The organism is Variovorax sp. 22077 (assembly GCF_052044195.1).
GTDB classification, from domain to species: Bacteria; Pseudomonadota; Gammaproteobacteria; order Burkholderiales; family Burkholderiaceae_C; genus Variovorax; species Variovorax atrisoli.
In genome coordinates, this window is the sequence record NZ_JBQEQC010000013.1 from 98020 (window position 1) to 122197 (window position 24178).

Consider the following 24178-nt stretch of genomic DNA (forward strand, 5'->3'; position numbering starts at 1 on the left):
CCGCCGCCGCCTCTCAGGTGAACGGAATCGAGCTCGAGACAGCCATTCGACGGCGATGAAAAGCCCCGACCCGGTCAATTCACGGGCTTCAGGCCCCGGCAACCCCCAGCGTGGGTGCAACCACCCCCAGTCCACTCACGCTAAATCCCAACCATCCACACGCCAAACATCCCAAAACCCCAATCGAGCTCACATTCAATCCCAAAACCTCTCACGTCAAATCCCAACGGTACTTACAGAAACGCTTCCAAGCCCTTGTCAAGACTGAAGAAACAGCTCCCTCAATTCTTCAACCTCCTCAAGTGTTCTCTTTCAAAGTCTCAAGAGAGCTTTCGTAGCTTTGTAAATTGACCGATTCACAAAACAGCGGCATGATGTGAATCCGCATATCCCCGAACGAGGCCCCAATGGAAGACGGCGAAGTTACGCGACAGCCGCCCAAACCAGCGCAGGCCCCTGACGAACAGAGCGTGGCGAAGGCCAATGAGGCCATCGCCATCCGCCCCAAGCGCGGCCGGCTGACCTTGCTGTCCCGCCGCATCTACAACGCGCTGCTGTACCACTCGCAGCGCCAGGGGGTCGACGAACCCGTTTACAAGCTCGCGCTCAGCGAACTTATCGGCGACGCCCGCTTCAACTCGAACAACACCGAACTGCTGAAGTCCCACCTGCGCGACATGCAGGCGACCACCATCGAATGGTCGACCAGCGGCGCAGGCCTGAAACGCTGGGTGTCGTCACAACTGCTCGGCACCGTGACGATCGAGGAGCAGGGCAGGGGGCGGCCGTGCACGATCACCTGGCGCTACCCGGAAGAGATCCGCGAACGCCTGGTGAAACCGCACCAGTACACGCGCGTGCTACTGGAGATCAGCGGCCAGATGCGCAGCTATCCGGCGGCCGTGCTCTACGAGATCGGCGCGCGCTATCTCACCTCGCCGAGCCGCCTGTCGATGCGCGAGGACGTCCTGTGGTGGGCTGCGGTTCTCACGGGGCGCAGCGACATCACCGAGGTCGACTACCGTTTTCTCAAGCGCGACGTGATCAGCAAGGCCCTCGCGGAGATCGACGCCCTGTGCGAGGACTTCAGTCTCGAACTGATCGAGCACAAGCGGGGGCGCCGCATCGAGGAGATCCAGTTCCGCGTTCTGCCCAAGGTGCAGCAGCGGCTCGGCGCCGCCGACGATCCCAGCCGCAACGTCTTCGACCTCGAACTGGTCGGCAAGCTCATCGCGCTCGGCATCAAGCAGGACGAAGCCCAGGACCTGTACGCCACCACCGACGAAGCGCAATTGCGCGGCACGCTCGAGCATGTAGAGCAGCGTCTTCGCAGCCAGTCGCTGCCGGCGCTCAAGTCGCCGGCGGCGTACTTCAAGGATGCGCTCAAGAAGGGATACGCAGGCGTGAAGGGCGCGATCGAAGTCTCCGAACCCGCGTCCGCGCCCGCCCTCGCGCAAGGACGCGCCGCGCCCGCTGCGAGCGGCGAGGACCGCATGCATCGCATCCGTGAACTGTGGGAGAACGACCGGATGCAAAAGGCCAAGGCGCTCTACAAGGAGATGCCCGAGGCGATGCAGGCGGAAATGCGCTCTCGCTTCGAGACCGAACGGCTCGCGCAGATCGCCACGCCCATTGCGCGGGCCTGGCGGCGCGACGGACCGGCCAGCCGCATCGCGGGAACGACCTTCCATCGTTGGCTCGCCCAGGTCACCTGGCCCGAGGAACCTTCCGACCGCGTGCTGCTCGACTTCGCTCTGGCGCAGGGCGTCGCCGGCATGTGAGCGGTGCAGGGGGGCGCGAGCGGGCGCTCACTGAGCGATCGAAGGTCTCCCCCACAAGCCTCGGCGTCGAAGCACCTGCCTCCCTGTGCTCCGGAGACTTTCGCCGTTGCGCCGTCGGGCGTATGGCCCCGTTCCACGCCCGGCTGCACCATGGCGGTCTGTTCTCCCTAGGAAGCACATGCTCATCGCACAGTTGTCCGATCCGCACATCCGGCCTGAAGGCGTGCTCTACCAAGGCGTCGCAGCTTCTAACCAGATGTTTGCGGAAGCACTTGCACATTTGCACACGCTCGACCGCGTGCCCGACCTGCTGCTAATCACCGGCGATCTCGTGGACGAGGGACGACCCGAGGAATACGCGATGGTCCGCGAGTTGCTCTCGGCATCGCGCATTCCCTTCCTCGTGATCCCCGGCAACCACGATCACCGCGAGAACTTCCGCATCGCCTTCCGGGACCAGCCCTATCTGCCGGCCGAAGGCGCTCTGCACTGGTGCGTGGACGACCATCCGGTGCGCTTCATCGGGCTCGACTCGTGCCCCGTCGGAAAGCACCACGGACACGTCGACGCGCAGGCCGTCGAGTGGCTGGCGCACACGCTCGCGCAGGACACCGCCAAGCCCACCGTGCTCATGCTTCATCACCCGCCCTTCATCAGCGGCATCCCCTACATGGACATCTACCGCTGCATGGAGACACAGCAGCTGGAGGAGGTGGTTCGCCGCGCACCCAACGTCGAACTCGTGCTGTGCGGCCACGTGCATCGCACGATGCTGCGGCGCTGGGCCGGCACCGTTGTCTGTTCCTGCCCGAGCACCACCACCGAGATCGATCTGCAGCTTGCCGCCGACGCGCCGCCGCAGTCGCACATCGGACCGCGCGGCTGCATGCTGCACCTGTGGGATGAGGCCCACGGCATGGTCAGCCACGTGAGCCACATCGGCGCTTTCGCGGGTCCCTACGGATTCGCCTGAGCACGGCGAGCGACGAGGGAGCGCTCCTGCGCGGGAGGAGCTGTCGTTCGATCATTCGCCTGCAATTGACCGAAGACCGCGCTGGGCGCACATATCCACGCGACAGCAGCAGGAGCGAGCGTGTCACGGCAAAAAGTCAAGAGGCGATTGCCTCGAATACAGGCACTCTGGCGGCGACCCGCATGATTGCTGGCAACGCCGATGTTGTCCCTGTGTTATCCACAAAGTTTCCCACAGAGCCATGGGACAACTTTCCTGCGGGAAGACATCGTCTCGCGCTTCCCCGCGGCCTCATCTCGTCTCTGCACGGCTGGAGCAGCTGCTGGTTCCTCGGCTCGCCGATCCGCTGGCGCCGACAGAAACGCTGCAGCAGGCGACGGGCGAATCGCCTGTGACGCCGGCAAACTACTAGCGGGTGCTTTCCTGGTCGCGCACGTGAAGGATGGTGCCGTCCTGCGAAAACTCGAGCAGCAGGGGCGCATCGAGCATCTGGTACTTCTGCGCGAGCTGGAACAGCGCCTCCTTGAAGGACCCGCTGAAGCTCGCGGAACGGACCTCCGGCGTGATCGTGTAGTCGCGAGTGCTGTCCCACTGCACGCTGACGCCCACCGCGTTGCCCCAACGCAGGATCACGAGCCGCAACGACTCGTCCTCGATCGGCCAGTGGGCACGCACTGCGCGGACTCGCCGGTCGATCAACGCGGCGGCATCCGCTGCCGAGGTGTCGGTCGCGGCCTGCGCAGGAAGCACCGCTTCCGGCGCAGGCAGGGCAACGGCCGCGGGCATGTCCCGCCCGATCTTCTCCACCTGCACTCCCGCGGTGGCACCGGCGAGGGTGGTGAAGAGGCTCGCGCCGAGGGCTGCCCAGGTCGATGGATGGAGCAGGGCTCTTCCGAGCGTTGAATTCACAGATTGACGGTGTTCTGACAGTTCGATTCCGGGGCCACCGCGCACAGCCACCATGTCGCGGCCGGCCACCATTTCTGATGGTATCCGGCTCGCGAGGTCGGGATCTGCTTCGGACCTGTCGAACCGCGCTGCCGATGGGCATCCGTGCGCGCCTCGTGACCCTGCTGAAACAGCCATCCCCGACAGTAAAGCGCTTGGGGTTTGACCCACCATGCGCTGACCTGCTTCCCCCCAAAAAGAAAACCCGCCGAAGCGGGCCAAATGGACAGCCGGTGGAGGGAGGAGGGAGAGAATGGCTGTCCGGGGTGGAGTTTAATCCTTTTGTACTCAACATAAAACCCCGGTCGGGGACGCGGTGTCCGTGGCACCTGACCTGTCCGGAGGCCGCATGCCGTGGGGCCCTTGCGTTTCTTGAACTGGCGGGGCCGATCCCTATGTTCCGCCTCGGAGTGAACTGTTGAGGAGTTGCAATGCCGATGGACTTTCTGCGGCGCATCGAGGAGGCTTCCTTTCCCCTGGCCATCCACGAAGAGGCCGACATACAGCGGGCCGCCGTGCTGGTGGCCGCCCAGTTGATCGAGGCCAACCTTCCCGAGCCCGGCAAGGGCGAGGGGCGCGGCGCGGTGATCCTGCGCATCACGCCGTTGGGGCGGGCGGAGCTCTCTCGGCTTCGGCCGCAGTGAGGGCGAGGCATCAGGTTCGTTTCGCGCTGGCTCGGCGCTCACACCCCCGCCGGTAGCAACGCGGCAAGCGCGTCTCGCATCAGCCGCGCGATCAGCTGCTGGCGCTCGCGCGGCATGCGCTCCAGGGTCGATGCCACGCTGATGGCGGCCGAGGGTTCGCCTTCGGCGTTGTGCACCGCCATGCCCACTGCGAGAACGCCGTCGGTGGCATGGTTGCCGATGACCGACCAGCCCCGTTCGCGCGTGGCCTGCACCAGCAGCGCCATCCGCTCGGGCGTCATCCCGCGGTAGCGCGGCAGGCTCGTTGCGTTGGCTGCAATGGCGGCCTTCACCTGATCGTCGGGCAGTGCCGACAGCAGCGCCAGCCCCGCCGCGCCCACGCCGAGCGGCTGGCGGGTTCCGACTTGGATCACGAGGATCTGTATCGGGTGCGTTCCGACGTGCCTCGCGATGCATCGCGAGGCGGCGCCCTCGCGCACGATGGCGAAGGCCGCGTCTCCGCATGCCGTGCTCACCCGTTCCAGCACGGGGCGCAGGCGCGCCGCCAGGTTCGGCGCCGCATCGTTCAGCGCCAGGGCGGCCAGCCGCTGCCCCGCCACGTAGCGGAAGCGCCCGCGCTGCGCCACGTAGCCGCTCTCCACCAGCGTGGCGATCAATCGGTGGACCGTCGCGCGCTCCAGCTGCGCGATGCGGCACAGGTCCACCACGCGGAGTCCCTCGCGGTCGGCCGCGAGCACGGCGTCCAGCAGTTGCAGGCCGCGACGAAGCGTCCGGCCGCCGCCGTCCTCCGCTTGCTCGCTGCCGGATCGGCCGCGCGCCGGGGTCGTCGAAGCGGGCTCGGGATCGAGGTTGGTGGAGGGGCGGCGGGTCGGCATGCGGTGGATCTCGGGGCGGGAGCGGAACCTCCGAGTGTGCCCAAAACGTCCGCCTGCCGGACGTTTCGATTGGTGCGTTGGTCGGGCCTGCCGAAGAATTCCCCGCTGACGCATCGGCCGCCTGCGAAATGCAGGGCTGTTGGCAGGGGCCATCGCCGACGTCGAGACCTCGAAGGAGACAACACGACATGATTCCCCCCACCGCATCCCGCCGGCGGCTGCTGGCACTTGCCACCGCGCTGCTTTGCAGCGCGGCCCTTCCCGCACGGGCCGAGCCCGCCGCCTGGCCGTCCAAGCCGATCAAGCTCGTGGTCGGCTATGCCGCGGGAGGCGCCACGGACGTGGTCGCGCGCCTGGTCGCGGTGCGGCTCGGCGAGCAGCTCGGACAGCCCGTGCTCGTGGACAACCGCACGGGCGCCAACAGCAACGTGGGCGCAGAGGCCGTGGCGCGCGCCCCGGCGGACGGCTACACGCTCTACGTCTACACCATCGCCAACACGATCAACGCTTCGCTCTATGCGCGGCTCGGCTACGACCCGGTGAAGGACTTCGAGCCGGTCGGCCTGATCGCGAAGATTCCCAACATCCTGGTGGTCAACCCCAAGCTGCCCATCAGGAGCGTGGCCGACTACCTGCGCTTCGCGAAGGAGCAGCCCGACGGCATCACCTTCGCCTCCTCGGGCAGCGGTTCGTCCATCCACCTGTCCGGCGAGATGTTCAAGATGAAGGCGGGCCTGAAGATGCTGCACGTGCCCTACAGGGGGAGCGCACCCGCGATCACCGACCTGCTGGGCGGGCAGGTGCAGTCGATGTTCGACAACATGCCCTCGGCGCTGCCGCACGTGCAGGGCGGACGCCTGCGCGCGATCGCCATCACGAGCGCGCAGCGTTCGCCGCTCTTGCCCGACGTCCCCACGGTGGCGGAGTCGGGCTACCCGGGCTTCGACGTGCAGTCGTGGTTCGGGCTGGCCGCACCGGCAGGGACGCCGCATCCGGTGATCGAGCGCCTGAACGCCGCGCTGGACAAGGTGATGGCCGCACCCGAGGTGCGCCAGCGCCTGAGGGACCTGGGCGCCACGCCCGAAGCCGGCACGCCCGAGCAGATGCGCGCCCTCGCCGTCGCGGAGATTAAGCGCTGGCGCGAGGTGGTCAAGGCCTCGGGCGCCAAGGCCGAATAGATCGCAGCCAAGGCAACCCCCAAGCTCAACCCCGACAACGCCGACAAGGAGCCTCCACCGCATGTTTCCGATCGACTTCTTCTGGCGTGCTGCCCAGCGCTGGCCCGAACGCATCGCCATCGATGCCCCCGAGGGCCCGATCCGCTACGACGCGCTCGCCGCGCAGGTGGCCGCGCTCGCCGCCGCACTGAATGCCCTCGACCCCGAACCGCAAAGCCGCGTGGGCATCTGCGCGAACAACAGCGCCGGGCACATCGCGGCACTGCTGGCCGTGCTGGCCTGCGGCAAGGTGTGGGTGCCGCTCAATCCGAAGAGCACCCGCCCCGAGCTGCGCCGCATCGTCGACGCAACGGAGCCTTCGATCCTCGTCGTCGAGCCAGGCTGCGCCGGCCTGCTCGAAGGCGCGCCGGGCGCGCGCATCCATTGCGGCGAAGCAGCGGCCGGCGAACCCACCGTCGCGTCGCTGACGGCGCGCCATGCCGGTGCCGCACGGCCATCGTTCCATCTGCCGCCCGAGGCTGCGCAGGCGATCAAGTTCACCGGGGGCACCACCGGCGCGCCCAAGGGGGTGATCCAGCCGTACCGCGCCTGGATGGCCACGATCGTCAACCAGATCCATGCCTGGGGCTTCGACGCGAACGACCGCTACATCGTGGCCGCGCCCATCACGCACGGCACCTCGACCTATCTCCTGCCCATCCTGGCGCAGGGCGGCTGTCACGTGCTGCTGGCGGAAGGCGGCGCGCAGGCGGTGCGCACGGCCTTCCGCGAGCGCGGGGGCACGGTGTGCTTCATGCCGCCCACCCTGGTCTACATGCTGATGGCGCTGCCGGGCGCATCGCGCGCCGACTTCCCTCAGCTGCGCCGGCTGATCTACGGCGGAGCGCCGATGCCGCCCGAGAAGATTCGCCAGGTGCGCGACTTCTTCGGTCCGGTGCTCGGCACCACCTACGGCCAGACCGAGGCGCCGCAGATCCTGACCGTGATGCGGCCCGAGGACTTCGAGGACGAGCGCAACTGGGCGGCCGTGGGCCGCGCCACGTGGTACAGCGACGTGGCCATCATGGCGCCCGATGGCCGGCTGCTGCCTGCAGGCGAGGTCGGCGAGGTGGTGGCGCGCGGCGACCTGGTGATGAGCGGCTACTGGCGCCTGCCCGACAAGACCGCCGAGACGCTCGTGGGCGACTGGCTGCACACCGGCGACCGCGGCCTGATCGACGATCGCGGCTATCTGTACCTCAAGGACCGGCTCAAGGACCTCGTCATCACCGGCGGCTTCAACGTCTATCCGGTGGACGTCGAGAACGCGCTCGGCCAGCACCCCGCCGTGCACGAGTGCGCCGTGTTCGGCATCCCCGACGACAAGTGGGGCGAGGCGGTGCAGGCCGCCGTGCAGCTGCGCCCCGGCACGCAGGTCTCGGCCGCCGAGCTGATCGCCTTCGTGCGCGAACGCCTGGGGCCCGTGCAGACGCCCAAGCAGGTCCACTTCTACGAGAGCCTGCCTCGCTCGCCCGTGGGCAAAGTGCTCAAGGCGGCCGTGCGCGAACGCGCGGTGGCCGGCGGGGCCGCTACCTCGGCCACCTCTTCTTCCTCTTCAACCGCCACCGTCCAATGAAAGACCACGCCATGCCCGACGCTCCAGCCACGCCCGTGACGGGCCTTTGCACCCATACGCTCACCAGCCTCCACTACCGGGACGACGACCTCGTCGAGGACCTGCTCGGCAAGAAGACCTTCACCGAGGCGCTACTCAAGCAGATCCTGAACCGCACGCCGCGCGGCGTGGACCTGCGCATCACCGACGCCGTGTTGATCGTGCTGATGGAGCACGGCCTCACGCCCAGCGCCATCGCCACGCGCCTGGTCTACATGAGCGCGCCCGAGAACCTGCAGGGCGCCGTCTCTGCGGGGCTGCTCGCGGTGGGCAGTTCCTTCGTCGGCACGATGGAGAACTGCTCGGGCCTGCTCGATCGCATCGGCGCAGCCGCCGATGCGGACGCCGAAGCGCTGGAGATCGCGCGCGAGCACAAGGCGCTCAAGGCGGCGGTGCCCGGCTTCGGCCATCACCTGCACAAGCCGGTCGATCCGCGCGCCTACAAGCTGCTCGACATGGCACGTGCCGAGCCCGAACTGCCCGGAGACAAGGTGCGCGCGCTCGAGCGCCTGTCGGCGGCGGTGGACGCGGTGGCGGGGCGCCCCATCACGATCAATGCCACGGGCGCCGTGGCGGCCCTGCTCGGCGAGATCGGCGTGCCCACCGCCGTGATGCGCGGTTTCGCGGTCATCTCGCGCGCGGCGGGCCTGGTGGCGCACATCGTCGAGGAGCAGCAAAGCCCGTCCGGCCGCTTCATCTGGGACACGGTCGAGCACGCGATCCCGTTCGTGGCTGCAGCCGAGGCGCCGCGATAAAGGCGCCGACGTCGGCGCGCGGCCGAGCCTGCGGGGCGGTGGTCACCGTGGAGCGACGACCTCGAATTCGAACTGCACGGGGGCGGAGCCCTCGACGTAGACGCTGATCAGGTAGCGGCCGGGAGGGTCGCCCTTGACCACGTCCCAGGCCTTCGAGATGGTGCCGTCGTAGACGGTCAGGGTCGCGTCCAGCGAAAGCGTCTTTCGGTCCGCCGACATGCCGTGAGCCTGCCCGCCGGTGCCCCATGTCTTCGGGGCTTCCGGCAATGTCATGCGTTCGAGCACGCGCACCTTGCCGTTCTTGCGGTTGAGCTTCAGGGCCCATCCGTAGCCCTGGCCGACCGCCAGGGGGACGGTGTTCGAGACCCTGAAGTCCAGCACTTCGTTGTTCGGCGCGAGCCTGACGAGGCCGAAGGTCGCGTCGAGCGGACACGCGGCGTTCGATGCCGCAGCCTCGGCGCAAGCCTTGAACACGGCGGCGTTGGATTCGGCGACGGCGCTGCGCGAGGCGGCGCCCGTCGTCTGAGCGCCCGCGTGGGTGCAAGCGGCTGCGGCGAGTAGAACGAGAAGGTGGCGAATGCGTTTCATGGGATATGAACTCGGTCGGCGACGGGCGAGAGATTAAGCCATCGGACGCGCGTGCCGGCATGCTTCGAAGGCCGATCGATCGAGGGCTTCAGGCGAAAGGATCGATCTAGAAAAAATGTTCTAGAATATTTGTTCTAGATAAACATCGACCCGCCCCCGTTGGCGGATTCCATGCCCAAGTCAAATCGCCCGATCAAGCCCACGCCGGCCGAACTCAACCTGCTTCGCGTCCTCTGGGAACTCGGCCCTGCGACGGTGAAGCAGGTTCATCTGGCCGTGCAGGTCGACCGGCCCGAAGCAACCTACGCCACCGTGTTGAGGCAACTTCAGCTCATGCATGCCAAGGGGCTGCTGCGGCGCGACGAGAGCGAGCGGTCCCATGTCTATGCGGCGGCCCAGAAGAAGAACGCGCTTCAGACCAATCTGCTCAAGGAGCTGATCAACAAGGCCTTCGCCGGCTCAGGGAAGGCGCTGGTTCTGGCCGCATTGCGAGGACACGTGACGCAGGAGGAGCGCGACGAGATACGGCAGATCCTGCACGGAGAGGACCAGTGAGCGAGCTGTCCTTCGGCGTCGTCGACGCCCTGGGTCACGCGCTGCTGCATTTCGTGTGGAAGGGCGCTCTGCTCGGCATGGCAACCGCCGTCCTGCTGAGATCGCTGCGCCACGGCAGACCGCAAGCCCGCTATGCGCTGCTTCTTGGAGCCTTGATGCTTTGCGTCGCCATACCCGCCCTCGACGCGTACCGGTACCTCGCCGCCGGCGCGGCAGTCCCTGACGCAGGGGGCATCAGGAACTGGCGTGGATGGCCGGCCGCTTTCCCGAGCGGCTTCATGCCCTGGCTGGTGGCAGCCTGGCTGCTTGGCGTTGTCGCCATGTCGATACGCCTCGCCTCCGGGCTGCTCTGGGTCGCTCGCGCAGCCGCCTGCCATCGTGGCCGGGAAGATGCGAAATGGCAGGCGCACGTGTTGCGCATGGCCGCGCACTGGGGCATTCGCCGCCACATCTCGCTGCGCATCGTGCCCCGGCTCGAACGGCCGCTCACCGCGGGCTGGTGGCGCCCGGTCATCCTGCTGCCCGCCGCATTGCTGACGCAGATGCCGGCCCCTTTGCTCGAGGCCTTGCTGGCGCATGAGGTTGCCCACATCAGGCGCTTCGATTACCTGTTCAACCTGCTGCAGGTTGCCGTGGAAGCCCTGCTGTTCTACCACCCGGTCGTGTGGTGGTTGTCCCGCGAGATCCGCATCGAGAGGGAAAAGATCGCGGATGAACTCGCAGCCAGCTATCTCGGTGAACCTCGCCGGCTCGCGTTGGCGCTGGAGCAATTGAGCCATCTCGATCCCGGCTCTGCGCCGACGCCGTTCCTCGGGCAATTTGCCGGCAGAGGCGAGCTTTCGGACCGCATCCGGCAACTGGTGCGTCCAGGTCATCGCTCGCCGCATTGGAGGGCCGTTGTTCCTGCCGCCACCTTCGCGGTGCTGGCGGCAGGCGTTGCGCTCGTCACGCTCCGTGCGGAACCCCTCCACGATGCGGTTGCACACGCCCCCGATGACGCGATCAAGGCACTTGGTGGTTCGATCCGATCGAATCACGCCTTGTTGATCGACGACAGCTCGGGAAGCGTGCTGTTGCAGAAGAACGCTTCAGAAGTCGCGCCCGTCGCCTCGCTGACCAAGCTGGTCACCGCCATGGTGGTACTCGACGCGAGGCCCGACATGGAAGCCATGGTCAGCATCGACGCGATCGATGCCGGCGGGGCGGATCGCGAGCGCGTGGGGATTCCCGTGGGAACGAACCTGCCCTTCAGGGAGGTCGTGCGGCTTGCGCTCATGTCTTCGGACAATCGTGCGACCTATGCGCTCGCCAGGCGGTATCCCGGAGGCATGGCCGCGTTCGAGACCGCGCTGCGAGCCAAGATATCCGCACTGGGTCTGGCGCATACCAGTTTGAGCGAGCCCACGGGACTTTCCGCGCGCAACACTTCCACTGCGGCCGACATGGCTGTGGTGGCCCTTGCAGCCTCGCGCTATCCGGCCATCGCGCAGGGAACGACGATCGCCGCCGACACCATCGACATCGACGGCAGGAAGATCGAATACCGCAACACCAATCCCCTCGTCGGCCAGCGAGGCTGGGACATCCAGTTGTCGAAGACGGGATTCATCGATGCGGCAGGGCGCTGCCTGGTCATGCGCCTGCGCTCTTCGGGACGCAGCTTCACGATGGTGCTGCTCAACTCCAGCGGGACGGCAGCACTGGCCGAAGACACCACCAACATCCGAAACGCGCTCCAGGGCATTGCCGCAGGGCATCGTGCCTGACGGCCGGTTCACGTCGCCATCATCCAATCCCTTTGCGAACTCGACATCGAATGAAGACACTGCGTCGCCTTGCTCCCACCGTTTCCCTCTGTATTGCCGCGCTGCTTGCGGCTCCCGTGGCGCATGCCCGGACGCTGTGTACCGTGATCGCGGATGCCGACACCGGTGAGTTCGTCGTCAAGCAGGGGCGGTGCGACGAAAGGGTCACGCCTGCGTCCACCTTCAAGATCGCGCTTGCCCTGATGGGCTTCGATTCCGGATTCCTGAAGAACGAGCATGCGCCCGTGCTGCCCTTTCGCGAAGGCTATCCCGCCTGGAACGAGAGCTGGAAGCAGCCGACGGATCCACAGCGCTGGCTGAAGTACTCGGTGTTCTGGTTCTCGCAGAGGGTGACGTATGCACTGGGCAAGGAGCGATTTGCACGCTATGCCGAGGAGTTCGCGTACGGCAACGCCGACGTATCGGGCGACCCAGGGAAAGGCAATGGGCTGGAGCGGTCCTGGGTCTCGTCCTCTCTGAAAATCTCGCCCCTGGAGCAGATCGGCTTCGTGAGAAAGCTGATCCACGACCAGTTGCCCGTATCGCGCGGCGCGTCCGAGATGACGCGCCGGACCATCGAGGCCATCGAACTGCCGGACGGATGGACTGCGCACGGAAAAACCGGCACGGCCTACCCCAAGATGCCCGATGGTTCCAGCGACGAGGCGCATGGATACGGCTGGTACGTGGGCTGGATCACCAAGGGAAAGAAATCCTTCGTGTTCGCACGGTTGGACCAGGACGAGAAGAAGGCATCGCCGCCCACCGGCTTGCGTGTACGTGATTCGCTCCTGCCGACGCTGCCTGCACTTCTCGGTCCCACGGCGAAGTGACCGCCGTCGGCGACGATCGACGCAGCGCGCGGATCGACGTGCTGCGGGGCATTGCGATCCTGCTCGTTCTGCTGCACCACTTCAACATCGCCTATCGGCTCGAGGACACGCTCCTTGCACGTGCCATGGGCTGGGAGGCGGTGCGAGCGCTGGTTCGCAACGGTAACTACGGCGTGACGATGTTCTTCGTCATCTCCGGCTTCCTGATCACATCGAATGCCAAGAGGCGGTGGGGTGCCCTCGAAAAGATCAGGCCGCTGGAGTTCTACGGCATGCGCGTGGCCCGAATCGTGCCGTGTCTCCTGCTTCTGCTGGTGGTCGTCAACCTCCTGGCTTGGGCGGGCATCGCGATCTTCCAGAACCGCCCGGCCTCGGGAGCGCCGGTCTCCCTCTGGCTCGTCAACCTGGCCTCCCTGACCTTCTGGATGAACGTCCTGCTGGATCGGTACGGGTGGGTCAACTATGCGCTGGGCGTGCTTTGGTCCCTGTCGGTCGAGGAAGTGTTCTACCTCTGCTTTCCGATTCTTTGCGTGGCGATGCGCCGGGAACGCCGCCTGCTGTTGTTCTGGACGACGCTGATCGCGTTCGCGCCGGTCTACCGCCTGATGCACCAGGGCGATGAAGCCGGATTCCTCTACGCCTACTTCGCATCGTTTGACGGCATCGCTGTCGGCTGCTGCATGGCCTTGCTCGACGAACGTGTGACGCTCACTGCGCGTGCAAGAGGATTGCTTCAGATCGGCACGGCAGCCTCCATGGTCTTCCTCTACCTCTACTGGCCCATCTCGCAGAGCAATGTCCTGGGCGTTACTGCGATGTCCTTCGGCACTGCCATCTTGCTGCTCGGTACAAGCGATCGATCAGGTGGAGAGACCAGCACTCGCATGGGATTGGGGCGTGCATTCGAATGGCTTGGGCGGCGCAGCTATGAGCTTTACCTGTTCCACCTCGTCTTGCTGGGAGGCTTGCGGACCATGTTCCCGCCCCGGCTGGCCGATGGCGACGAGAAGATGTTCCTGCTCAGCGCCTTCCTGATCCTGACGCTGGGAGTGGGCGAAGGCATCGCTCGTTTCTACAGTGAGCCCCTCAACTCGCGGATTCGCCGCCGCATCGCAGCCTCGAACCCCATGAGGGGCACCGGAGATCCAGCGAGCAGTTCGAAGAACTGACAGGGCTCGCAGGCCCGCTGCCACTGGGGCTGATGGTTGCAGCGAGGGCGAGGGCGAGGGCGCGGGAGCGGCGTGCCCCTCAGCTAGCTGCTCGACCTGCCCTTGACCCTCTTCGAAGCGAACAGCGCTTCGCAAGACGCGCGCAGCCAGCGGCTGGCCGGGTCCTGGTGATAGCGCGCATGCCAGTGCTGCTTGACGGTGAAGGGCGGTACCGGCACCGGGCAATCGTGGACCTTCAGGACGCCGGGATTCGAGTTCGCGAGGGTCTCGCCGATGTGGCGCGGCACGGTAGCGATCAGGTCGGTCGTGGACACGACGGCCGCAAGCCCGAGAAACCCCGGCAGCTCCAGCAAGACACGCCGCTCGACCTTCTGCCGCTGCAGTGCCGCCTCCAGCAGCAGCACACCGGTGCCCCCGACGATGCCGACATGGGCCTCGGCCTTGTACTCGCGCAGGCCCAATCCCTTGGCGCCGATGCGCGGATGGCGCGCGTTCACCAGGCACACCCAGTCCTGTGGATAGAGGACCTGCTGGTAGAAGCCCGATTCCAGCTGGGGCACCAGGCCGATCGCGAGGTCCGCCTCGCCCGATTGCAGCGCCTGGGCGGTTTGCTCGTCGATGCGCGCGGCCTCCAGGCGAACGCCGGGCGCGACTGCCCGCACGTGCGCCAGCAGGCGTGGCAGCAGGGTGATGTGGCTGGCGTCCGTCATGCAGATGCGAAAGCGCCGTGTCGCGATCGACGGGTCGAAGGGCTCTGCAGGCGCGGCCACGCGTCGCAGTGCGGCCAGGGCTTCCCGCACCGGCACGATCAGCTCCTGCGCGCGCGGTGTGGGCTGCATGCCCGTGGGGGTGCGAACGAAAAGATCGTCGCCCAATTGCCGGCGCAGGCGGCCGAGCCAGTTGCTCACGGTCGGCTGGCTCTGGCCCATGGCCTCGCCCGCCCGCGTCACGCTGTTCGTGCTGTAGAGCAGGTCGAACAGGCGCAGCAGCCTGATGCTGAGAAGGGACGCGTCACCTTCGATGTCGTCGTCATGGTCCAAGCCGCACCTCCATTTCAATATGAAATGTAGATCATGGCGGGCATGCTATGTGCAACATGGGTGCCGGAGCCTATCGTCGGGTCATTCCGAACGGAGACTCACATGAAGATCTATTTTCTCGGCGCCGGCGCCCTGGGTTGCGCCATCGGCGGGACCCTTGCCGCCGCGGGGTCCGACGTCACACTGATCGACCCCTACCAGGCCCACGTCGACGCGATCAACCGCGACGGCCTGCGCATGAAGGTCGGCGATTCGGAGCGTATCGTCAGGGTACGCGCCGCGCTCGACGCCGCGAAGCTGGAGGCCCCGGACCTCCTCATCGTGCTGGTCAAGTCCTTCCACACGCGAGCAGCCATCGAAGGGGCACGAAACATCGTGGGGCCCGACACGGCCGTGATGTCGCTGCAGAACGGCATGGGCCATGAAGAAATCCTCTCGGAGGTGGTGGGCGCCGGGCATGTGCTGGCCGGCAAGACCTACGTCGGCGGCGTGATGCTCGCTGCGGGTCATGTCATTGCCGGCACGCAGGGCAAGCGCACGGTGATCGGCGAGATCGACGGCCGCATCAGCGAACGCGCCAAGGCGATCGCCGCCGAGTTCGAGCGCGCCGAGCTGCCGTGCGAGGTCAGCGGCAACATCCTCGGCGCGATGTGGGACAAGCTCCTGATCAACGTGGCGACCGGCGCGCTCAGCGGCATCACCGGCCAGGTCTACGGAAGCCTCTACGCGGTGCCGGAGATCGAAGCCACGGCCATCGCCGCGGTGGCCGAAGCGATGACGGTTGCCGAGGCCGGCGGGGTGAAGCTTTCGATCAAGGCCCCGCGCGACGCATGGGTGATGGCTGCCGAGGGTCTGCCCTACGAATTCAAGACCTCGATGCTGCAGAGCCTGGAGAAGGGCTCGATCACCGAGATCGACTTCATCAACGGCGCGGTCGTGCGCATCGGCCGGAAATACGACATACCGACGCCCGTCAACCAGACGCTGGTCGCCGCGATCAAGGGCATCGAACGCCGCATGGAGGCGAAATGAACACCCGTGCCATACCGAAAGCCTACGTCGAGCACGTCGCCATCTGGGTGCGCGACATCCATTGGCACATCAAGTTCTTCCACGACGTGTGCGGCATGACCATGCGGGAGGTGCAGGGCACCGTGGAGGAGCCGATCCAGTACTGGACGCTCGGGGGCATGCAGTTCATGGCCAAGCCCGAACACGACGGCCCCGAGGGGCGGCTGGGCCATCTGGGCGTGATGTGCGAAGACCTCGAGGCCGCACTGGCGGCTGCAAAGGCCTTCGGCGTCACCGAGATGCCGCAAGGCCGCAACTGGCTGCGCCTGCCCGATGGCCTGGCCGTCGAATTCATCCAGGCCAGCCCCGGCGCCGTTGCCAAGGCGCTGGCGATCGATCCACGCGCCTGAACCTGATCGAACCGGAGACCTACGCAATGAACACACTCACCAACGAAGACAAGTACTGGGACGACGCCGTCGTCGGCGAGGAATGCATCAGCCCGCCGTACGAAGTGACGGAAGCCCGCGTGATGGCCTACGCCGATCTCACGGGCGACCACACGCCCGTCCATACCGACGAGGCCTACGCCCGCACCACGCCTTTCGGCACCCGCGTGGCCCACGGACTGTTCGGCCTCTCGATCGCCGACGGCCTGAAGACGAAGAGCGACATGCGCTTCATGCCGGGCATGTCGCTGGGCTGGGAGTGGAGCTTCGTCGCGCCCATCAAGCTCGGCGACACGGTGCGGGTGAGATTCCGCGTCGAGTCCAAGCGCGAATCGAAGAGCAAGCCCGGCTGGGGCATCCTGGTGCTGCCGTCGGAACTGATCAACCAGCGCGACGAAGTCGTGCAGAAGGGTGAGCATCGCGTGATGGTGCCCAGGAGGCCGGCATGAACGCGGCGGCACAGCAGGCATTGCCCCTGGCGGGAATGCGCGTCATCGACTACAGCCACTTCCTTGCCGGTCCCTACGTGGGCCGGTGCCTGGCCGCGCTGGGCGCCGAAGTCATCAAGGTGGAGCGCCCCGGCTCCGGCGATGCCGGCCGGCAGCATGCCTGGTTCGTCGGCGACCACAGCGGCTACTTCCTGCAGCAGAACATGGGCAAGAAAGGCCTGTCGGTCAACACCAAGGACCCGCGCGGCCGCGCGCTGATGAAGAAGCTGGTCGACAGCGCCGACGTCTTCGTCGAGAACTACCGCCCCGGTGCGCTCGAAAAGCTGGGCCTGGGCTATGCGGAACTGGCCGAGACCAACCCCGGCCTCGTCTACTGCTCGATCTCCGCATACGGCCATACCGGACCGGACTCGCACCGCGCCGGCTTCGGTCTCATTGCGGAAGCCAAGAGCGGCATCATGCAGATGGTCGGCAATCCCGGCGAGGCGCCGCCGCTGCTGCGCATCTCGCTCGGCGACATGTACACCGGCATCCACGCGGTGGCGGCGATCAACGCCGCGCTGCTGGGCCGCGTGAAGTCGGGCCGCGGACAGCATATCGACATGGCGCTGTACGACACGCTGGTGTCGATGCACGAATACGCGGTGCAGTGCTACACCCTGTCGGGCGGCAAGGAGGTACCGGTGCAGACCGGCCACGACATGCCCAATTCGACGCTGTACGGCGTGTTTCGCGCGCAGGACGGCGACCTCGTGATTGCGGCGCAGGTCGACGATGCATGGAAGCGCTTCGCCGCTCTCGTCGAGCAGAACGGCGGACCCGCCGGCTTCGGGAGCGACACGCGCCTGCACGATGCGGCCGGACGCAACGCGAGCCGCCTGGAGATCCTCGAAGTGGTTCGTCCTTGGGTGGCGCAGCGCCCCGTGGCCGAGATTCTGAAGATGCTCGACGGCATCGACGTGCCCTGTGCCAAGGTTCAGCGCATCGACGAGGTGTTGGCCGATCCACAGATCCAGGCGCGCGGCATGGTGGTGGAGCAGGAGCACCCGGTGCTGGGCAAGATCCGCCTGCCCAACCTGCCCTTCCGCATGTCCGGAGGCGACACCTCGATCACGCAGGTGGCACCGGAACTCGGCGAGCACAACGCCGAGATCGCCGCGAGCCTGGGCTACGACGCCGCCCAGATCGCCGAGATGCAGGCCGACGGCGTCCTTTACAGCGCATGAGCGGGAGGGCAGCATGACCGACCGCTACGCCGTCATCGGCAATCCCATCGGCCACACCAAGTCGCCGTTCATCCACGGCAGCTTTGCGCAGGCGACCGGCCAGGACATCGAATACGGCGCCATCGAAGGCTCCCTCGAGCGCTTCGCGGACGACGTGCACGCGTTTCGCAAGGCGGGCGGGCTGGGCCTGAACGTGACCGCGCCGTTCAAGCTGCAGGCACTGGCCCTGGCGACCGAGCGCCTGGAGCGTGCCGAGCTGGCCGGTGCCACCAATGCGCTCAAGTTCGAAGGCGACCGCATCCTTGCCGACAACTTCGACGGCGTGGGCTTGACCAGGGACATCCAGAGCAACCTGGGTTTCTCTCTCAAGGGCGCGCGCATGCTGGTGCTCGGTTCGGGTGGTGCGGTGCGCGGAGCCCTGCTGCCCTTTCTCGCGCAGCAGCCGGCCGAACTGGTGCTCGCGAACCGGACCTTGCCGAAGGCGGTCGACCTCGCTGCGCAGTTCGCAGCGCATGGCCCCGTGCATGCCTGCGCCTATGCAGACCTGGCCGGGGAGCGCTTCGACATCGTCATCAACGGCACCTCGGCCAGCCTCAAGGCCGAGCTGCCACCGGTGCCCGCGGAGACCTTCCAGAACGCCAGGCTCGCCTACGAACTGGCCTACGGCAAGGGCCTGACGCCCTTCCTGCGGCTGGCCCAGAACGCAGGCGTGCCCAAGCTCGCCGACGGCGTGGGCATGCTGGTCGAGCAGGCGGCGGAAGCCTTCCTGTGGTGGCGCGGCGTGCGCCCCGACACCCGTCCGGTCATCGAGCGAATGACCATCCCGCTGGTCTGAGGCCGCGACAACAAGGAGAGACCCGATGAAGATCCTCATGCTCCACGGCATCAACCACAACATGTTCGGCAAGCGCGATCCGAAGCAATACGGCACCACGACGCTCGCCGAGATCGACGCGAAGCTGCAGGCGCTCGGCAGGGAGCTGGGCGCGGAGGTCGAGAGTTTTCAGACCAACAGCGAAAGCGCCATGTGCGAGCGCATCCACCAGGGCTTCGCCGACGGCGTCGACGCGGTCCTGATCAACGCGGGCGCATGGACGCACTACAGCTACGGCATACGGGATGCGCTGGCGATCCTCACGGTACCGGTGGTCGAGCTGCACATGTCCAATATCCATGCGCGCGAGGAGTTCCGGCACCACTCGGTGTTCGCTGACATCGTGAAGGGCCAGATCTGCGGCTTCGGGCTGGACAGCTACCTGCTTGCACTGCGTGCTGCCGTGTCGGCGGTGCGCGGCGTGAGCTAGCGCGGCAGCGCGGCTATCGGGCGCTCGAACCGCGTGGGCGCGGTGCATCGCGGCCCTTTTCTCGCACAAGTTGTGCGAGAAATTCCGGCTCGGTGTAGGTCTCGTGGAACTGGCGCATGCGCCACAGGCTCGCTGCCGAAAACCCGGCGGTCCCGGGGAATGATGCCCGGAGATCCCGCGCCAGCCGGTCGACCACCGCATCGCCCCAGCCGCGACGTGCCTGCTGCTCGCGGATGGCCTGTCCGATGTCCCAGTACAGCCCCACCAGCTCGCGGTTGACCGCGCGTGCGGCGGACAGCCGCGCACCGTCGATGCGATGTTTGAGATCCTCGACGAAACGGGCGTAGTCGAACGGGGTGGAAGCGGTGGAGGCAGGCACCGGGCAAATATAGTGCCTTGAGTGCCTGTGGAAGGTGCTGCGCGCGTTCAGTGATGGGCTGCATCCCAGGCAAGGGCATGACGCACATGCGGGATGGGCGTTGCTTGCCGGGCTGCGCAGGGGTTTCGTGGCTTCGGTGCCCCGGTGCTCTAAGGCCGGCGCCTGCCCGATGGCAGGCGCAGACCATGGAGATCGAGAAAGAGAAGGGGGCTACGCCCGCTTCCTGAAAAGCGCCGATCCGCCGCTGGCGCGCGCGACATCGGCGGCAGCCTCCATCAACGTGGAACCGAGCTCCTCCATGCGCTGCGGCGTGAGCCGTACGGCCGGACCCGCGATGGTGATCACGCCGATGGCCTGTCCTGCGTTGCCCCAGACGGGCGCCGCCATGGCCGTCATGCCGGGAGCGAACACTTCGTTGATCATGCTGAAGCCGCGCTGGCGCGCGGCTTTCACGTAGGTCATCACGGCCTTGAGGGTGGTGGGTGCCTTGGGGCCGAAATCCTCGGGCTTGCCCAGGCCCTTCTTTGCGACGAGTGCCATCGCATCGTCATCGGCCAGGGTGGAGAGCCACGCGTGCCCCGCGGCGCTGCACGACAGCGCCACCGACAGGCCCATGTCGGGGTCGTAGCGCAGGCCGTGCGTCGCCCCCTGCGCCTTGGCGACGAAGGTGAGGTCGTCGCCGTCCACCACCGCGAGCCGCACGAGTTCGCCCGATGCCTTGGCGAGCTGGTCGAGCAACGGCTGCGCCACGTCCACGACGCCCGAGTTGCTGAGGAAGGACAGGCCGATGGAGACGAGCTTGATGGTCAGGACATAGTGGCCGTCGCGCGCCTCCTGCCGCACGTAGCCGTATCGGATCAGCTCGGTCAGCAGGCGATGCGAGGCGCTCAGCGGAATCTGCAGGTCGGCCGCGAGCGTGGACAGCGCCACGCCTTCCGGATGGTTCGCCAGATATTCCAGCACCTTGAAGCTGCGCCCCAGCACTTCGCTCATATGAATCTCCCGGTTGCACGTCGCGGCGTCCTTCGCGACGGAGTGAACTCTAGCAGAAGCAGGGAAGGGATTTCCATAGTGGAAATGTTTTCCGGAAATTTCTAGTATTCGGGCACCACGGTCCACGCACCGCCTCTCTGTTTCCTTCCTGGAGTCAACCTCGTGAAACTTCTTCGCACCCTCGCCATCGCTGGTTTCTGCATCGGCCTTGCCGCGCCCTCGTGGGCCCAGCAGGAGCGCACCATCCGCTTCGGCCACCTCAACAACACCGACCACCCGGTGAGCCTTGGCGTGAAGCGCTTCGCCGAACTGCTCGCGGCCAAGAGCGGGGGCAAGATGAAGGTGCAGGAATTCCCGGCCAATCAGCTGGGCAACGAGATGCAGCAGCAGTCGGCGTTGCAGGGCGGCGTGCAGCAGATGTCGGCACCGGCGACGACCTCGCTCGCGGGGATCGTCAAGGAGTTCGGCCTGATCGACTTTCCCTTCGCCGTCGCGAACTTCGAGCAGGCCGACCAGCTGCTCGACGGTCCGCTCGGCCAGGCGCTGATCGCCAAGCTGCCCGAGAAGGGACTGGTGGCGCTCGGCTACTGGGACCTGGGTTTCCGCAACGTGACCAACAGCAAGCACCCCATCACCAAGGCCGAAGACCTCCAGGGGCTGAAGATTCGCGTGATTCCGAACCCGGTGTTCCTCGACACCTTCAAGGCGTTCAAGGCCAACCCCGTGCCGATGCCCTTCGCCGAGCTCTATGGCGCGCTCGAATCGAAGGCGGTCGACGGCCAGGAGAACCCGTTCGCCGTGATCCTCTCGAACAAGTTCTACGAAGTGCAGAAGTTCGTGAGCGCCACCAACCACGTGTACGCGGCCAACATCGTGCTCGTGAGCAAGAAGTTCTGGGACCAGCTCACCCCCGCTGAACAGAAGTGGATGCGCGAGGCCGCCGACGAGGCGCGCAGCTACCAGCGGCAGGTCAGCCGCGCCGCGGCGCAGAAGGCGGTCGGCGAGCTGCAGGCCAAGGGGTCGCAGTTCAACGAAGTGAGCCCGAAGGAACAGGTGCGCATGCGCGAGATCACGCAGCCGGTGATCGACAAGTTCGCGACCCAGTACGAGCCTGCGACGGTCAAGCTCTACAACGACGAGCTCGCGCGCATCCGGGGCGCGAAGCAGTGAGCGAAGGGAACCGGTCGAACATCATGAAATTCCTCGTCCTTCACGGCCCCAACCTCAACCTCTTCGGTCGTCGCGAGCCTCACATCTACGGCAGCACGACGCTGGCCGAGATCAACGCGCGCATCGACAAGCTCGCGCGCGAACTCGACATCACGGTGGAGACGATCCAGTCGAACCACGAAGGCGCGCTGGTCGATTTCCTGCACGAGCACATCGACGACGCGCAGGGCGCACTGGTCAACCCTGCCGGGCTGACCCAGCACGGCGTGCCGCTGCACGACGCGATCAAGGCCATGCCGTTTCCGGTGGTGGAGGTCCACATGTCGAACATCGCGGCCCGCGAGACGTGGCGTGCGCACTCGATCATCTCGCCGGCCGTGCGCGGCACGGTGCAGGGGCTCGGACCCCAGTCCTACCTGGCCGCGCTGCGCGCGCTGGTCGAGATCGTCCGCGACGCGAAGCAGTAGGCCACACCCATCCACCCACCCCCAACCCGCCCGCCCGCCGCGGGCGGGTTTCCTTCGACAAGAAGAAACAACATGAATCGATGGATCGACCGTGCCTGCCGGGCCGTGGAGGCGCTCATCGCGGCCTGCCTCGCGGTGATGGTGCTGCTGGTGTTCGGCAACGTGGTGCTCCGCTATGGCCTCAACTCGGGCATCACCGTGTCCGAGGAGGTCTCGCGCTGGCTCTTCATCTGGATCACCTTCCTCGGTGCGCTGGTCGCGCTGCGCGAACGTGCTCACCTCGGCGTGGACATGGTGGTCGCCAAGCTGCCGCCGCTGGGCCGCAGGCTGTGCCTCGGACTGAGCCAGCTGACGATGCTCTACGTGCTGTGGCTGCTGTTCGAAGGCTGCCTGGCCCAGACGAAGATCAACTGGGACGTGGAGGCCCCCGTCACGGGCGCTTCGATGGCCGTGGTCTACGCCTCGGGCCTGGTGTTCTCCGTGCTGGCGGCGCTGCTCCTGGTCTTCGAGCTGGTGCGCCTTCTCACCGGCCGCGTTGCCGATGACGAGCTCGTCGCGATCCAGGAGTCCGAGGAGGCGACCGTGCTCGCACAGGTGCTCGCCGAAGGCTCTCCCGCAGCGGCGCATGTCTCGCAGAAGGAGCGCGGCAAATGACCATCGCCGTCTTTCTCGGCTCGTTGCTGATCGCGATGGCGATCGGCATGCCCATCTCCTTTGCACTGCTGGTCAGCGGCGTGGCGCTGATGTGGCAGCTCGACCTGTTCGATGCGCAGATCCTGGCGCAGAACCTGATCGGCGGCGCCGACAGCTTTCCGCTGCTGGCGGTGCCCTTCTTCATGCTCGCCGGCGAGATCATGAACGTGGGCGGCCTCTCGCGCCGCATCGTCGATCTTGCCCTCGCGCTGGTGGGCCATGTGCGCGGCGGCCTGGGCTACGTGACGATCATGGCCGGCTGCCTGCTGTCGGCGCTGTCGGGCTCGGCGGTGGCCGACGCGGCCGCGCTCACTGCGCTGCTGCTGCCGATGATGGTCTCGGCCGGGCACGAGAAGGCGCGCTCCGGCGGCCTGATCGCGGCCACCGGCATCATCGGGCCGGTGATCCCGCCGAGCATCGGCCTGGTGATCTTCGGCGTGGCGGCCAATGTCTCGATCTCCAAGCTCTTCCTCGCGGCGATCGTGCCGGGCCTGCTCATCGGCGGGGCGCTCTGGGTCACCTGGGCCTGGCTGGTGCGCCACGAGAAGATCGATCCGCCGCCGCGCAAGTCGGCCCGCGAGATCGCGACGGCCGCACGCTCGGCCGGCTGGGCGCTGATGCTGCCGGTGATCATCCTCGTGGGCTTGCGCATGGGCGTGTTCACGCCCACCGAGGCGGCCGTGGTGGCCGCGGTCTACGCGCTGTTCGTGGCGACCGTCATCTACCGCGAGCTGAGCTTCGCCGACCTCTACAAGGTGTTCGTGAGCGCCGCGAAGACCAGCGCGGTCGTGATGTTCCTGATCGCGGCGGCGATGGTCAGCGCGTGGCTGATCACGGTGGCCGACCTGCCTTCGAAAGTGGTGGCGCTGCTCGAGCCGTTCATGGGCAACAAGATCCTGCTGATGATCGCGATCATGGTGCTGGTGATGGCCGTGGGCACCGCGATGGACATGACGCCCACCATCCTCATCCTCACGCCGGTGCTGATGCCGGTGGTGAAGGCGGCGGGCATCGATCCGGTCTACTTCGGCGTGATGTTCATCATCAACAACTCGATCGGCCTGATCACGCCGCCTGTGGGCGTGGTCCTGAACGTGGTCGCGGGTGTCGGGCGAATGCGCATGGACGACGTCACGCGCGGCGTGCTGCCGTTCATGGCGGCCGAGTTCGCCGTCATGTTCCTGATGGTGCTCTTCCCGCCGCTGGTGACGGTGCCGGCGCGCTGGTTCGGGGGCTGAC

At 66.6% G+C, this 24178-nt stretch carries 26 protein-coding genes; 20 read left to right on the top strand and 6 right to left on the bottom strand.

Going from position 1 to position 24178, the window contains the following annotated elements; genetic code table 11:
• Positions 1-470: 470 nt before the first annotated feature.
• The gene (locus ACTJLF_RS19725; RefSeq protein WP_026346704.1) at positions 471-1781 is read left to right on the top strand and encodes a replication initiation protein; all 1311 of its coding nucleotides are present in this window, start codon (positions 471-473) and stop codon (positions 1779-1781) included.
• 178 nt (positions 1782-1959) lie between these two features.
• A complete protein-coding gene (locus tag ACTJLF_RS19730) occupies positions 1960-2754 on the top strand; it encodes a phosphodiesterase (protein WP_440883767.1) in 795 nt (264 codons plus the stop codon).
• A gap of 408 nt (positions 2755-3162) precedes the next feature.
• On the opposite strand, the gene ACTJLF_RS19735 is transcribed toward ACTJLF_RS19730, so the two are convergent.
• A complete protein-coding gene (locus ACTJLF_RS19735; protein ID WP_354413592.1) occupies positions 3163-3735 on the bottom strand; it encodes a TcpQ domain-containing protein in 573 nt (190 codons plus the stop codon).
• A 398-nt stretch (positions 3736-4133) separates the two neighbouring features.
• Here ACTJLF_RS19735 and ACTJLF_RS19740 point away from each other — a divergent pair, with 398 nt between their 5' ends.
• Positions 4134-4346, top strand: coding sequence for a hypothetical protein (locus ACTJLF_RS19740; RefSeq protein ID WP_019657409.1), 213 nt, complete (start codon positions 4134-4136; stop codon positions 4344-4346).
• A 38-nt stretch (positions 4347-4384) separates the two neighbouring features.
• On the opposite strand, the gene ACTJLF_RS19745 is transcribed toward ACTJLF_RS19740, so the two are convergent.
• Positions 4385-5221, bottom strand: coding sequence for an IclR family transcriptional regulator (locus ACTJLF_RS19745; RefSeq protein ID WP_440883768.1), 837 nt, complete (start codon positions 5219-5221; stop codon positions 4385-4387).
• Positions 5222-5409: 188 nt separating this feature from the next.
• Here ACTJLF_RS19745 and ACTJLF_RS19750 point away from each other — a divergent pair, with 188 nt between their 5' ends.
• From ACTJLF_RS19750 to ACTJLF_RS19760, 3 genes are all read left to right on the top strand, one after another.
• Positions 5410-6399: a tripartite tricarboxylate transporter substrate binding protein gene (locus ACTJLF_RS19750; RefSeq protein WP_354413598.1), complete on the top strand. Its 990-nt coding sequence runs from the start codon at positions 5410-5412 to the stop codon at positions 6397-6399.
• A 61-nt stretch (positions 6400-6460) separates the two neighbouring features.
• Positions 6461-8014, top strand: a complete 1554-nt coding sequence (locus ACTJLF_RS19755; protein WP_354413601.1) for a class I adenylate-forming enzyme family protein — start codon at positions 6461-6463, stop codon at positions 8012-8014.
• 11 nt (positions 8015-8025) lie between these two features.
• On the top strand, positions 8026-8808 hold the full coding sequence (locus tag ACTJLF_RS19760) for a citryl-CoA lyase (RefSeq protein WP_020723321.1): 783 nt from the start codon (positions 8026-8028) through the stop codon (positions 8806-8808).
• Between the two features lie 42 nt (positions 8809-8850).
• Here the strand turns inward: ACTJLF_RS19760 and ACTJLF_RS19765 are convergent, their stop codons facing one another.
• Positions 8851-9396 (bottom strand): hypothetical protein, encoded by a 546-nt coding sequence (locus tag ACTJLF_RS19765; RefSeq protein ID WP_019657414.1) that lies wholly within the window; start codon positions 9394-9396, stop codon positions 8851-8853.
• 171 nt (positions 9397-9567) lie between these two features.
• Between ACTJLF_RS19765 and ACTJLF_RS19770 the strand changes: the two genes are divergently transcribed.
• From ACTJLF_RS19770 to ACTJLF_RS19785, 4 genes are read left to right on the top strand one after another with little or no spacing between them, the layout of a single operon-like run.
• Positions 9568-9951, top strand: coding sequence for a BlaI/MecI/CopY family transcriptional regulator (locus tag ACTJLF_RS19770; protein WP_126186117.1), 384 nt, complete (start codon positions 9568-9570; stop codon positions 9949-9951).
• A complete protein-coding gene (locus tag ACTJLF_RS19775) occupies positions 9948-11717 on the top strand; it encodes a M56 family metallopeptidase (protein WP_440883769.1) in 1770 nt (589 codons plus the stop codon). The genes ACTJLF_RS19770 and ACTJLF_RS19775 overlap by 4 nt, the downstream gene beginning before the upstream one ends.
• Before the next feature lie 50 nt (positions 11718-11767).
• Positions 11768-12589, top strand: a complete 822-nt coding sequence (gene blaOXA, locus ACTJLF_RS19780; RefSeq protein WP_440883770.1) for a class D beta-lactamase — start codon at positions 11768-11770, stop codon at positions 12587-12589.
• Positions 12586-13758, top strand: a complete 1173-nt coding sequence (locus tag ACTJLF_RS19785; RefSeq protein WP_354413612.1) for an acyltransferase family protein — start codon at positions 12586-12588, stop codon at positions 13756-13758. Before blaOXA ends, ACTJLF_RS19785 begins: the two co-directional genes overlap by 4 nt.
• 83 nt (positions 13759-13841) lie before the next feature.
• Here the strand turns inward: ACTJLF_RS19785 and ACTJLF_RS19790 are convergent, their stop codons facing one another.
• The gene (locus tag ACTJLF_RS19790) at positions 13842-14798 is read right to left on the bottom strand and encodes a LysR family transcriptional regulator (RefSeq protein ID WP_132752812.1); all 957 of its coding nucleotides are present in this window, start codon (positions 14796-14798) and stop codon (positions 13842-13844) included.
• Between the two features lie 102 nt (positions 14799-14900).
• On the opposite strand from ACTJLF_RS19790, the gene ACTJLF_RS19795 reads away from it, so the two are divergent.
• From ACTJLF_RS19795 to aroQ, 6 genes are read left to right on the top strand one after another with little or no spacing between them, the layout of a single operon-like run.
• Positions 14901-15830, top strand: coding sequence for a ketopantoate reductase family protein (locus ACTJLF_RS19795; RefSeq protein ID WP_145759951.1), 930 nt, complete (start codon positions 14901-14903; stop codon positions 15828-15830).
• Positions 15827-16219: a VOC family protein gene (locus ACTJLF_RS19800; protein ID WP_440883771.1), complete on the top strand. Its 393-nt coding sequence runs from the start codon at positions 15827-15829 to the stop codon at positions 16217-16219. The genes ACTJLF_RS19795 and ACTJLF_RS19800 overlap by 4 nt, the downstream gene beginning before the upstream one ends.
• A gap of 26 nt (positions 16220-16245) precedes the next feature.
• Positions 16246-16707 carry a MaoC family dehydratase gene (locus ACTJLF_RS19805; protein WP_440883772.1) on the top strand — a complete coding sequence of 154 codons (462 nt, stop codon included), beginning with the start codon at positions 16246-16248 and terminating at the stop codon, positions 16705-16707.
• Positions 16704-17933, top strand: coding sequence for a CaiB/BaiF CoA transferase family protein (locus tag ACTJLF_RS19810; RefSeq protein ID WP_019657423.1), 1230 nt, complete (start codon positions 16704-16706; stop codon positions 17931-17933). The genes ACTJLF_RS19805 and ACTJLF_RS19810 overlap by 4 nt, the downstream gene beginning before the upstream one ends.
• 13 nt (positions 17934-17946) lie before the next feature.
• Positions 17947-18768 (top strand): shikimate dehydrogenase, encoded by an 822-nt coding sequence (gene aroE / locus ACTJLF_RS19815; RefSeq protein WP_184606566.1) that lies wholly within the window; start codon positions 17947-17949, stop codon positions 18766-18768.
• A gap of 25 nt (positions 18769-18793) precedes the next feature.
• Entirely contained in the window at positions 18794-19237 is a 444-nt protein-coding gene (aroQ, locus tag ACTJLF_RS19820) for a type II 3-dehydroquinate dehydratase (RefSeq protein ID WP_019657425.1), read from the top strand.
• 13 nt (positions 19238-19250) lie between these two features.
• On the opposite strand, the gene ACTJLF_RS19825 is transcribed toward aroQ, so the two are convergent.
• Positions 19251-19616, bottom strand: coding sequence for a DUF1016 N-terminal domain-containing protein (locus tag ACTJLF_RS19825; protein WP_440883773.1), 366 nt, complete (start codon positions 19614-19616; stop codon positions 19251-19253).
• A 210-nt stretch (positions 19617-19826) separates the two neighbouring features.
• On the bottom strand, positions 19827-20609 hold the full coding sequence (locus ACTJLF_RS19830) for an IclR family transcriptional regulator (RefSeq protein ID WP_416492096.1): 783 nt from the start codon (positions 20607-20609) through the stop codon (positions 19827-19829).
• A gap of 162 nt (positions 20610-20771) precedes the next feature.
• Here ACTJLF_RS19830 and ACTJLF_RS19835 point away from each other — a divergent pair, with 162 nt between their 5' ends.
• From ACTJLF_RS19835 to ACTJLF_RS19850, 4 genes are all read left to right on the top strand, one after another.
• The gene (locus ACTJLF_RS19835; RefSeq protein ID WP_019657428.1) at positions 20772-21779 is read left to right on the top strand and encodes a TRAP transporter substrate-binding protein; all 1008 of its coding nucleotides are present in this window, start codon (positions 20772-20774) and stop codon (positions 21777-21779) included.
• 23 nt (positions 21780-21802) lie between these two features.
• Positions 21803-22246 carry a type II 3-dehydroquinate dehydratase gene (locus ACTJLF_RS19840; RefSeq protein WP_026346707.1) on the top strand — a complete coding sequence of 148 codons (444 nt, stop codon included), beginning with the start codon at positions 21803-21805 and terminating at the stop codon, positions 22244-22246.
• A gap of 72 nt (positions 22247-22318) precedes the next feature.
• Positions 22319-22900 (top strand): TRAP transporter small permease, encoded by a 582-nt coding sequence (locus ACTJLF_RS19845; protein WP_126186086.1) that lies wholly within the window; start codon positions 22319-22321, stop codon positions 22898-22900.
• Positions 22897-24177, top strand: a complete 1281-nt coding sequence (locus tag ACTJLF_RS19850; protein WP_184606563.1) for a TRAP transporter large permease subunit — start codon at positions 22897-22899, stop codon at positions 24175-24177. Before ACTJLF_RS19845 ends, ACTJLF_RS19850 begins: the two co-directional genes overlap by 4 nt.
• Position 24178: the final 1 nt, after the last annotated feature.

Bases quoted from the DNA above. Each gene is read 5' to 3' on its own strand.
- ACTJLF_RS19745 (WP_440883768.1), bottom strand. From the start codon at position 5,221: ATGCCGACCCGCCGCCCCTCCACCAACCTCGATCCCGAGCCCGCTTCG.
- ACTJLF_RS19765 (WP_019657414.1), bottom strand. From the start codon at position 9,396: ATGAAACGCATTCGCCACCTTCTCGTTCTACTCGCCGCAGCCGCTTGC.
- ACTJLF_RS19805 (WP_440883772.1), top strand. From the start codon at position 16,246: ATGAACACACTCACCAACGAAGACAAGTACTGGGACGACGCCGTCGTC.
- ACTJLF_RS19730 (WP_440883767.1), top strand. From the start codon at position 1,960: ATGCTCATCGCACAGTTGTCCGATCCGCACATCCGGCCTGAAGGCGTG.
- ACTJLF_RS19760 (WP_020723321.1), top strand. From the start codon at position 8,026: ATGCCCGACGCTCCAGCCACGCCCGTGACGGGCCTTTGCACCCATACG.
- ACTJLF_RS19800 (WP_440883771.1), top strand. From the start codon at position 15,827: ATGAACACCCGTGCCATACCGAAAGCCTACGTCGAGCACGTCGCCATC.
- ACTJLF_RS19750 (WP_354413598.1), top strand. From the start codon at position 5,410: ATGATTCCCCCCACCGCATCCCGCCGGCGGCTGCTGGCACTTGCCACC.
- ACTJLF_RS19755 (WP_354413601.1), top strand. From the start codon at position 6,461: ATGTTTCCGATCGACTTCTTCTGGCGTGCTGCCCAGCGCTGGCCCGAA.
- aroE (WP_184606566.1), top strand. From the start codon at position 17,947: ATGACCGACCGCTACGCCGTCATCGGCAATCCCATCGGCCACACCAAG.
- blaOXA (WP_440883770.1), top strand. From the start codon at position 11,768: ATGAAGACACTGCGTCGCCTTGCTCCCACCGTTTCCCTCTGTATTGCC.
- ACTJLF_RS19830 (WP_416492096.1), bottom strand. From the start codon at position 20,609: ATGAGCGAAGTGCTGGGGCGCAGCTTCAAGGTGCTGGAATATCTGGCG.
- ACTJLF_RS19810 (WP_019657423.1), top strand. From the start codon at position 16,704: ATGAACGCGGCGGCACAGCAGGCATTGCCCCTGGCGGGAATGCGCGTC.
- ACTJLF_RS19840 (WP_026346707.1), top strand. From the start codon at position 21,803: ATGAAATTCCTCGTCCTTCACGGCCCCAACCTCAACCTCTTCGGTCGT.
- ACTJLF_RS19770 (WP_126186117.1), top strand. From the start codon at position 9,568: ATGCCCAAGTCAAATCGCCCGATCAAGCCCACGCCGGCCGAACTCAAC.
- ACTJLF_RS19795 (WP_145759951.1), top strand. From the start codon at position 14,901: ATGAAGATCTATTTTCTCGGCGCCGGCGCCCTGGGTTGCGCCATCGGC.
- aroQ (WP_019657425.1), top strand. From the start codon at position 18,794: ATGAAGATCCTCATGCTCCACGGCATCAACCACAACATGTTCGGCAAG.
- ACTJLF_RS19845 (WP_126186086.1), top strand. From the start codon at position 22,319: ATGAATCGATGGATCGACCGTGCCTGCCGGGCCGTGGAGGCGCTCATC.
- ACTJLF_RS19850 (WP_184606563.1), top strand. From the start codon at position 22,897: ATGACCATCGCCGTCTTTCTCGGCTCGTTGCTGATCGCGATGGCGATC.
- ACTJLF_RS19735 (WP_354413592.1), bottom strand. From the start codon at position 3,735: ATGGTGGCCGGCCGCGACATGGTGGCTGTGCGCGGTGGCCCCGGAATC.
- ACTJLF_RS19740 (WP_019657409.1), top strand. From the start codon at position 4,134: ATGCCGATGGACTTTCTGCGGCGCATCGAGGAGGCTTCCTTTCCCCTG.